We start from the raw sequence: 8,469 nt of genomic DNA on the forward strand, positions 1-8,469 counted from the left end.
ATATCCCTGTTTTATTCAGATGTTCAAGTTGAACATCTGAATTTTTCTAGCAAATATTCACTCATTATTGTTCGTTGGTCAGACGGAAGCCCGGCTGTCCGAACTGTGTCATGATGAATTTCGACACGCGGTCGGCAAAGAACATAAACATGAGTGTGATAAGCGTGAGCTGCATGAGGAGGACGATGTTCGCAACCGCCTTGACGCGCATGACCTCGCTGCTGCCGCCGCCGTCGCCGCGTTTGCCGAGCACCTCGTTCCAGTAGCGTGTCCCTTCTGCATCCCACATTCCTCCTGTCCCGCGTGTCCATGCACGCGCTGCGGCTTCGTAGCTGCCATAGTCGAGATAGTAGCCCGTTAGGACAAACTCGGCAACGAGATCCTGATTCTTCGGCGACCACGGGTATGCGGTATGCGTCGGCTCGGGAGCGGTATCATACGCGCCGCTCCCCGTCCAGCGCGTATAGTTCGCATCCGTATCAAGAAAGACACTCGGCGAGGCGTTCATATAGTCGCTGCACCATTTGTCCCAGTAGTCCTTGTTGATCTGATACGCACCGTAATAGCCGAGTCCATTATCACAGTGGTAATTGCCGTAGTAGGATTCCACCTGACGGATGCGGCTCATGAGATCCTGCATACTCTTGATCGGCTCGCCCGCTGCGCCCGTTGCACCGCCCCCGGACGGACGCGCCTCGGCGACGGTGTTCTGCGTCACGAGTCCCTCGACCGCAATTTTTTCCAGTGTCGTTTGCAGCATGAGGGAGAAAAGGCAGAAGAACATGATATTGAGGGAGACGGCGAAGACGCCGTTCAGCCCGTTGGAGGCGTACTTTCGGACATGCTTTTCCCCCGCAAAGGTAAAGGACGTGAACGAGAAGAGAATGACGAGGTAGAACTCGATGTAGGCAATGGCAATCTGCAAGCCGATGATGCAGAAGAGGATGAAGAGCGTTCCGCCGAAGACAAGACATATAAGCGCCGTCTGTCCGTGGAAGACGAGATCCATAATGCCCTCTACCTTCATCGCCTCGTTGATGACAGGCGCAATGATGGAGACGCCCTTCTGGATGATCTGTGTCGGATCGGACAGCGCGTTCTGCGACGCCTGTACGCCCTCTGCACCATGCCCGCCCGCAAGCCCGCCGAGGACGGGCAGTCCCGAGAGAGACAGATTGCCGACCACATCGCTCCACTCAAAGAGGAGGAAGAGACAGAGCGCATAGAAGAGTGTCCGCTGGATGATCCAGCGCATGAGCGGCTCCTGATCGCCCCCCGAGGCGGTCACCTTCGCCATCGCGCCGAGGGCGAGATCAATCGTGATGAGGACAAAGAAGATGGAGGCGATATACTCCCGCACGAGAGAAATGCCCTTGCGTGCGAGGTCGACCGTCTTCTCGATGACATCGTAGACGGGCTTTGCAAAGTCGTTGGCAACAACAAAGTCCACCAAACTGCCGTGGGAATCCGTATGTGGTGCGTGTCCGTCGATATTGCCGCCGCCCTCCGCACGCTCGAGTTCGAGCAGCCCGGGGACATAAAGCCCCGGATCGACCGCCGAATCGCCATCGGGCAGCACCTCAAAATGACAGTGAGGTCCCGTTGAGTTGCCCGTTGATCCCGCCTTGGCAATGAGCTGTCCCTGCTGTACCGACTGTCCGTCGCTGACAACGACACTGCTGTTATGCCCGTAGAGCGTTGTGAGGTCGCCACCGTGGTTAATCATGACGGTATTGCCGTAGCCATCCACCCACCCCGCGAGTATCACCGTTCCTGCGGCAGCAGCGACAATATCGTCCCCCATATCTGCGTCGAGATCGACACCCTTGTGATAGCTCTGATTCCCCGTAATCGGATGGATACGCCATCCCTGCGGGGATGTAACCACCATATAGGGCTGACCGCCCTTCAGGACAGGGCAGATCATCGCGCCGCGCATCATGCCCTTCTTGCCCTCGCGGTCAAGCGCGCCCGTATCCTCGTTGTAGGCAAACGCCGACACCGCAAACAGAAGATGATGGACGAGCAGGAGGAGAAGGACGAAAATGCTGCGCTTCATGCACGGTGCTCCTTTCCGAAATTGACAAGAAAACGGCAATGCGATAAAATCAGTGTAACGGTGAAAAACAGACAAGGAGGATGATCGTTATGGGATTTTTCGGGAGTAAGAAAAAGGCGGAAGCACCTCCTGTACCCGTGACCCAAGAGGTCACACCCGCAGAAGCCCCCTCACGCTATGACAATCTGAGCCGCGAGGACAAGGAAGCGATGATGCTTGACACCATCTACGAGATGGCAAAAACGATTGAACGCTTAAATGCGAAAATCGAACGTCTGGAAGGAGACATTCAACAGATTAAAGAGGATGCCGCAGAAGCTCGACATTGGGCATTTCAAGCCTCTTAAAACGATGTGCAAAGAAGGACAGCAACGATACGGCTGCCCTTCTTTTTAGTTTATGCCCCCCTTATTTACCTTGTTGATCTTTAACCGTCTGTACGATTTGAGCAAGACGCTTATCGCTCGTATCTCTCAATGTTTCATTAAACGACTGCATCGCCCCACGATAGCTCTGCACGGGGCTGCGACTCATTGCATAGTTGCGCCCGAGCTGCGTCAGCGTTCCGCGCACCCCGCCCGCGCCCTTTGCCATTGCCGCCGTCCGTGCTGCTGTCACCTGTCCTGCGAGGGATGCGCCGCCCGAGGCGACTGCGACGGCTGTTCCTGCGCCGCCTCTTGCCATATCGACCATGCTGCTGCCGCCGAGCTGCGGAGAGCCGTTCAGAAGCCCTGTGACGAGCGCAGGAATTTTCTTCGTGAGGAAGTAGATGATGGCACAGGCGAGGATTGCCTGAAGGATGATGCCCACGTCCGAGCCGAAGCCCTTCGATGCTTGAAAGTCCTTCGTAAAGCTCTCGATGAACGGTACTGCCATGCTGCTGATGAACGCAATGACGCAGATTTTGATTGCGAGGTTGAACATCGCGCCGATTGCCTTTTCGGTCAGAAATGCGAATTTCTCCGTGACGCCGAAGGCAAGCAGTGGGATGGTGAGGAGTGCCATCGTATAGAACTCGATGCGCGCCATGAACATTTCGAGCGCGGTCATGAAGAGGCAGTAGACAATGGCAAACAGTCCGATGACGGAGATGAGCAGGATGCCGAGACTCGCAAATGACACCTCCGACCATATTGCGTTGACCATATCAATGGAGAACTTCACGATTTGGTCGCAGTTGTTGCCAACAATATTGCTCGCACCTGCCGCATTGTTGCCGCCCGCCTTGTAGCCGAGCAGCTCGAATCCATCCGAGAGCGCGCCCATGAGGCTGATCCAGTTGACCATGAGGAACATATAGAAGCCGGTCTTGAGCGTCATCTGGATCATATACTGTATTTTGTCGCCCGAGGCGAACTTCATTGTGATCTCCCATGTCGCCTGTACGACGGCAAGGACGACAAGGAGTTTGAGGCAGTACGGCAGGATGTTCGCTGCGCCGGGCGTGATGATATGCTCGGTGTAGTTGTCCATGAATTTGCCGAGGATGTTCCACTCGCTTGATGTCTTGGCGAGCTGCGGCTCGAAGTAGGTGACGGCGTTCGTCGTTGCAGCGTATTTGCCGGCAAAGTCCCAGAAGCCCACGTCCAGCATGAACGCACCGAAATTTGCGGCAAGCCCTGCCCCGAGCATGACCTGCCATATAAATTTTTTACCGTCCTCAAGACCGAACGCAATCATCATTCCCGAGATGACCGTCATCATGATAAGGACGATGTTCATTGCTGTGACGATGCCGCCCGCGATCTCACGGAGTTTCGTATCGAATGTACCGCCCAGTCCCGTCCCCGCGTTGATGATGGTATCGTTGCCGGCAGCAAGCGCGGCATCGGGCAGGGCAAGGACGAGGACGGCAAGCAGCACGGCAGGAAGGTACTTTGTCATAGTGACTCCCTTCTAAATGTGAATAACCCCCTAAAGGCGTTCAGATGTTCAAGTTGAACATCTGAATTTTTTCTGTCTATATTCACTTACTTCCCTACAAAGGTCTTTAGGCTCTCCTTGCTCGCCTCTTCGCGCCGCTCGATGATTGCCCGCTCACGATTGGCGACGTAGGCTTCCTCTGCCTGCATGGCTAGGAGGTTGGCGAGGAGTTCGTTGGTGTTGCGGTTCATGTAGTAGTTCGCAGCGGCGATCTGGATGCCGGACTGGAGGAGCTGCTGCTCGCCCTCGGCACTGTTCGACGCCTCTACGGCTTGCTGCACGCCCTTGTTCAGTGTCTCGCTTGCACGCTGCGCGTTCTGTGCGCTCCTAGCCGCATCCTGATAGCTTGCATCCAGTATGCGATGATTCTTGACGCTCTCGTGGTAGGGATCGACAAGGCTGCTCTCTGTGTTCAAGACGGACTCAATGGATCCAATCTCGTCCATGAGGACGGACTGAACGCTCGTGTGCTGATTGAGTATGCCTGTGCTGAGTCCCTCTTGACGGAGCTGGTCAGGCGTCTTGCTGAAGTTGCCCTCCTTCATCTGAATCTGGACGTTCGTATGCTTTTGCAGGAAGTCAGCGATGATCTTTAGGTCGAGCTTCTTTGCGTCCAGCAGTTTGAACGCGAGTTCCTGCTGCTCGGTGGTGAGGATTTCGGCTGTGGTGATTGCCGTCTTGACTGCCTCGGCGATGTTCTTCTCGTCGATAACGAAGATGGCTGCGTCCGCAGGACGATGGGAGATCGCCATCGCTCCGAACGGAACAGTGACGCCGAGGAGGCAGCCGATGATGACGGCTGTCTGAAGTCGTTTGTGGTTCATCTTGCTCTTCCTTTCCTGTGTCAGTTGTCAGGGCTGAGGCTGCGGGCGCGTGCCCGTTCCTCCTGCCGCTCTTCTGCCCCCGTCTGCCGCTCCTGCCCCTTCCCATCGCGCCCTGCGCGGGCGTCCTTGTCGGCACGCAGGAGGTCTTTCAGATCGTCCCGCGTCGCTTTCTTGTCCCTGATGAGCTGCTGCGTGAGGAGCGTGCAAGCGGCAGGATAGTCCATGTCAACGCTCTTTCCCTGCGTGTGCAGCAGACGATCATAGGCGAGGAGGCGGCGGCGATAGAGGTCATACGCGCTGATGTAGGCTTTCTTCGCGTCGTTCAGATAGGGTTTCTTCCCCTGCCCGCGCCGATGAAGAACGCCGTCGATATACGCCTCCTTGTCCCGTGCGGGGGCAAGGAGCAGGGGCGAATGCTGCCGCATGGCTGCGGCAAGCTCCTCACGGGCGAAGTCCTCGGCGACGAGTTCGGCAATGACGCGCTCCTCATCGGTATCGTCGAGGAGTCCGTCGTATGCGCTCTGCCGCGCCTCGTGCAGCATTGCCGCGTAGAGTTCTTCCACGTTCTCCGCGCGTTCTATGCAGGGCGCGTCATCCAGACGGTCATACGCGGCTCTCAGCTGCAATGCCTCCGCAACGAGCTTGTCCGCATACGCCTGTCGCTCCTCATCATCCCATGCGCAGCGGCTCTCCTCGAGGAGGACGCTCTGCATGGTATACGCCGAGAAATCTTCTTCGTCGATGAGTTTCGCCACGACGCGCCCCTCGGCAAAGGGGATGGTGTTCGGATTCTCCCGCACATCATCCTCATACGCTGCCCATAGGCGCTGCATTTCCTCCGCAAAGCGCTCTTTGGCGTGCGCCCGCTCGCCGTCGCTGCGTGCCTGTTCGCGCTCCATCAGGGTCGTGATGGCGTCGCTCTCAAAGAGGCAGCGCTCTTTCTCGTCCTCCGTAAGCCTCCGAAATAGGCTGTGTCCGAAGTACGCTTCCTGTACGTCGGCGGGCGCGTGTCCCTTTCTGAGCAGACCGGAAAGTGTGCGCGCGTCCTGTTCCAGCAGCACGGCGCGTGCGTGTTCCTCGATGCGCGCAGGATAGGCGCGCCCGAAGACCTCGGCGGGAGACGGGAGGGACGACTTCCCCTCTGCCGTGCTTGTCGGCAGGATGCTGTCGAAATAACTGCGGCGTGCGTCCATGCCCTCCTCGAACACGCTCATGTTCACATCCGGAGGATTGTCTATGATACAGAGGTCATAGTTGCCGGCAATCTCCTCCAGCGCATTTTTCAAAATGACATCCTGCCGCGTTTCCTGATCGCCGATCACAGCATAGTTGGCTTCAATCAGCCCCATATCGGAGGCAATGAAGTCAATCCCCTCATAACGTGAGTGCTGAAGTACGTCGCTCGCCTTTGCACCATCCATCAAAATATTGGTGAGCGTCCCCTTTTCTTCATCCGCGCCGAACCAACGTGAGGCGTTGCCCTGCTTATCATTGTCAACGAAAAGGACGCGCAGCCCCCATGACTCTGCGACCAGATAGGCAAGATTCGTTGCAATCGTCGTCTTGCCTACGCCGCCCTTCAAGTTGATAAAACTAAGCGTCTTCATGCCCTTTTCCTCCTGTATATGCCGATTCGTCCTGTGCCGCAGCAGGATAGAGAAAGCGTTCCAGCTCCTTGATAACGTGCTGCAAGAAACCGATGAGATCGCGTACCCGCTCTGCATTCTCCGGAGCGTATTCCATTGCCTGAAATTCTGCTGCGACCTGTCGAAGTCCGGATCGGACATTTAGCTTGAACTTGTGTAAATTCTCCTCGAACGTGCAGATATTGTGCAGTTCGATGACGGTTTCTAAATACTGGAGTTTTCGTTCCAGTGCCTGATTCTTCTTCCTAAGCGTGTCGATGGTTTCCTGATTGCCCGGCACTTACGATCCCCCCTTTTTGCTTGCTTTCTAATGCACCTCCCACTTGTCGGATTCATATACCTTTGCTATAATCAAATAGCGGTTTGTTTTTCACAATGAATCTGGCTGTGGAAAGTCTTGTTCCGTGGAAAGCAAATGTCTTTTTCCAACCCCCTCGTGCTAGTGTCGATAGCCCGAGGGGGTTTCTGCATCCTCCTGCCAAATCTCACGCAAATCCCGAATCCCCAGTGCATCTGCGATTCGGATTGCCGTGAGAACATTCGGGAGCATATCGCAGCGCTCGTATCCCCAGTACGTCCGATGTGTGATATGAGAGAACTGTGCTACGTCCATCTGCCGCAGTTTCCGTTCCATCCGTATGACACGCAATCGGTTTTTCATTTCGCACCTCCCTATCGTATCAGAGAAAAACTCCTCTGATTTCCTATGTTTTATCATCCTCCTCGATGAACTGATCCCACGCCGCTTGCTGCATATCACAGTCGGTTACAAGGATTTGCCCGTCAACAACATCAACGAGAAAAACGGGATGCGCTTCGTCCGTATGAACAGAAACATTCTCCATATACTTCCGCGCATACGCCTCTGCATAGGCAATCGCTCCAACCTCCGAGGAGGATCGGCAGACCTCCCGCTGACCGATTCCGACGGTGACAACATATTCCGTCATAGCGCCCACCTCTTACTTCGATGCCGAACTGAGCTGATCTCCCCAAAGCTCCAACACATCCGTGTTTAGATAGTCTGCAATCTTCATCGCTACCATCAGTGACGGTATTTCTGCGTTATCCTCATACTTCCGATACAGATACAGCGGTACGCCGCACGCCTCTACCACCTGCCCCTGCGTAATCTTTTTCTGCGCTCTGATCTGGCGTAGCCGATTTCCAATCGCCCGCTGCCGACGTCCAAGAAAGGGATTCGGCTTGGCAAACGTCTTCCCGCAATCCTTGCACCGATAGCGCCGCCTGTTGTAAAAATAAGCCCCGACCGCAGCAGGAAGCCCGCGCAAACGCTGCAAATGGTACTTATCTATGCTCGCATAAGTCGATCCACAGGCAGGACACACAACAGACTCCTTGCGAGGCAGGTGAAACCGTGTTTCCTCCTCTGTCTTCACTTCAATGCAATCCTCCGGCAGCGTTGCAACGTATTCGAGAAAACTTTTCACACTCATCATCCTCATCACCACCTTTCTTGCAAAAAAATAAGGGGATGTTGCACGAAGGAAAATTTGTCTTCGTACAGTAGCCCTCTTTTCATGGAAGCGCATCATTTTCGTAAAAGTCCAGCAAAAAGACAAGATCCACTAAAACAGGGCAGAGGAACAAGGGCGATCCCTGTATTCGCCCTTGTTCTTCTGCCCTTATTTGTTTTTCTGTCCCTTGTCCTATCCAGCTTCCTTGAGCGCAATAAGATGCCGCCCCACCGTGTCCCGCTGTATCTTTTCGTGCAACCGCAAGATATTGTGCGCAAGTGCCAGCAGAATTGCTTCTCCTAAGACGCTCTCTTGTCCCCGCGTCAGAAACCGTCGGAATCCGAAGTTCTCCTTGATCTGTGCAAATGCTCCCTCTACCTGTATGCTCCGGTTCATCCGCAGGAGGATTCCCTCCGTGCTGCGTATCCGTGCCAGATTTTCCTCCCGCTCCCGCTGAAAGACTTTGCTCACTTCCAACCGTTTTACCCGTTCCTGAAGCGGTATCTTGCTGTGGTTGCCGTGGATGCACTGCCCCTTCC

At 55.2% G+C, this 8,469-nt stretch carries 10 protein-coding genes; 1 reads left to right on the plus strand and 9 read right to left on the minus strand.

What is annotated here, in order from left to right; all coding sequences use genetic code 11:
* Nucleotides 1-64 precede the first annotated feature (64 nt).
* Complete coding sequence (locus tag AXF19_RS16060) at nucleotides 65-2,059, minus strand: peptidoglycan DD-metalloendopeptidase family protein (RefSeq protein WP_066849381.1); 1,995 nt, start codon at nucleotides 2,057-2,059, stop codon at nucleotides 65-67.
* Nucleotides 2,060-2,148: 89 nt separating this feature from the next.
* Between AXF19_RS16060 and AXF19_RS12165 the strand changes: the two genes are divergently transcribed.
* Nucleotides 2,149-2,406, plus strand: coding sequence for a hypothetical protein (locus AXF19_RS12165; RefSeq protein ID WP_066849384.1), 258 nt, complete (start codon nucleotides 2,149-2,151; stop codon nucleotides 2,404-2,406).
* Nucleotides 2,407-2,467: 61 nt separating this feature from the next.
* On the opposite strand, the gene AXF19_RS12170 is transcribed toward AXF19_RS12165, so the two are convergent.
* The 8 genes from AXF19_RS12170 to AXF19_RS15640 form a co-directional block, all read right to left on the minus strand.
* Nucleotides 2,468-3,943 (minus strand): type IV secretion system protein, encoded by a 1,476-nt coding sequence (locus AXF19_RS12170; protein ID WP_066849392.1) that lies wholly within the window; start codon nucleotides 3,941-3,943, stop codon nucleotides 2,468-2,470.
* Between the two features lie 86 nt (nucleotides 3,944-4,029).
* Entirely contained in the window at nucleotides 4,030-4,806 is a 777-nt protein-coding gene (locus AXF19_RS12175) for a hypothetical protein (RefSeq protein ID WP_066849394.1), read from the minus strand.
* A gap of 20 nt (nucleotides 4,807-4,826) precedes the next feature.
* Complete coding sequence (locus AXF19_RS15635; RefSeq protein WP_237141617.1) at nucleotides 4,827-6,413, minus strand: ParA family protein; 1,587 nt, start codon at nucleotides 6,411-6,413, stop codon at nucleotides 4,827-4,829.
* Nucleotides 6,400-6,732, minus strand: coding sequence for a hypothetical protein (locus AXF19_RS12185; protein WP_066849395.1), 333 nt, complete (start codon nucleotides 6,730-6,732; stop codon nucleotides 6,400-6,402). The genes AXF19_RS15635 and AXF19_RS12185 overlap by 14 nt, the downstream gene beginning before the upstream one ends.
* Before the next feature lie 159 nt (nucleotides 6,733-6,891).
* The gene (locus tag AXF19_RS12190) at nucleotides 6,892-7,113 is read right to left on the minus strand and encodes a helix-turn-helix transcriptional regulator (RefSeq protein ID WP_066849402.1); all 222 of its coding nucleotides are present in this window, start codon (nucleotides 7,111-7,113) and stop codon (nucleotides 6,892-6,894) included.
* A gap of 43 nt (nucleotides 7,114-7,156) precedes the next feature.
* Entirely contained in the window at nucleotides 7,157-7,402 is a 246-nt protein-coding gene (locus tag AXF19_RS12195) for a hypothetical protein (protein ID WP_066849405.1), read from the minus strand.
* A 12-nt stretch (nucleotides 7,403-7,414) separates the two neighbouring features.
* Nucleotides 7,415-7,912 carry a helix-turn-helix domain-containing protein gene (locus AXF19_RS12200; RefSeq protein ID WP_172837396.1) on the minus strand — a complete coding sequence of 166 codons (498 nt, stop codon included), beginning with the start codon at nucleotides 7,910-7,912 and terminating at the stop codon, nucleotides 7,415-7,417.
* Between the two features lie 210 nt (nucleotides 7,913-8,122).
* A partial coding sequence (locus tag AXF19_RS15640; protein ID WP_237141618.1) for a transposase occupies nucleotides 8,123-8,469 on the minus strand: 347 nt, incomplete at its 5' end.

The sequence above is a fragment of the Selenomonas sp. oral taxon 126 genome (genome assembly GCF_001683335.1).
In the GTDB taxonomy this organism is placed as follows: Bacteria; Bacillota; Negativicutes; order Selenomonadales; family Selenomonadaceae; genus Centipeda.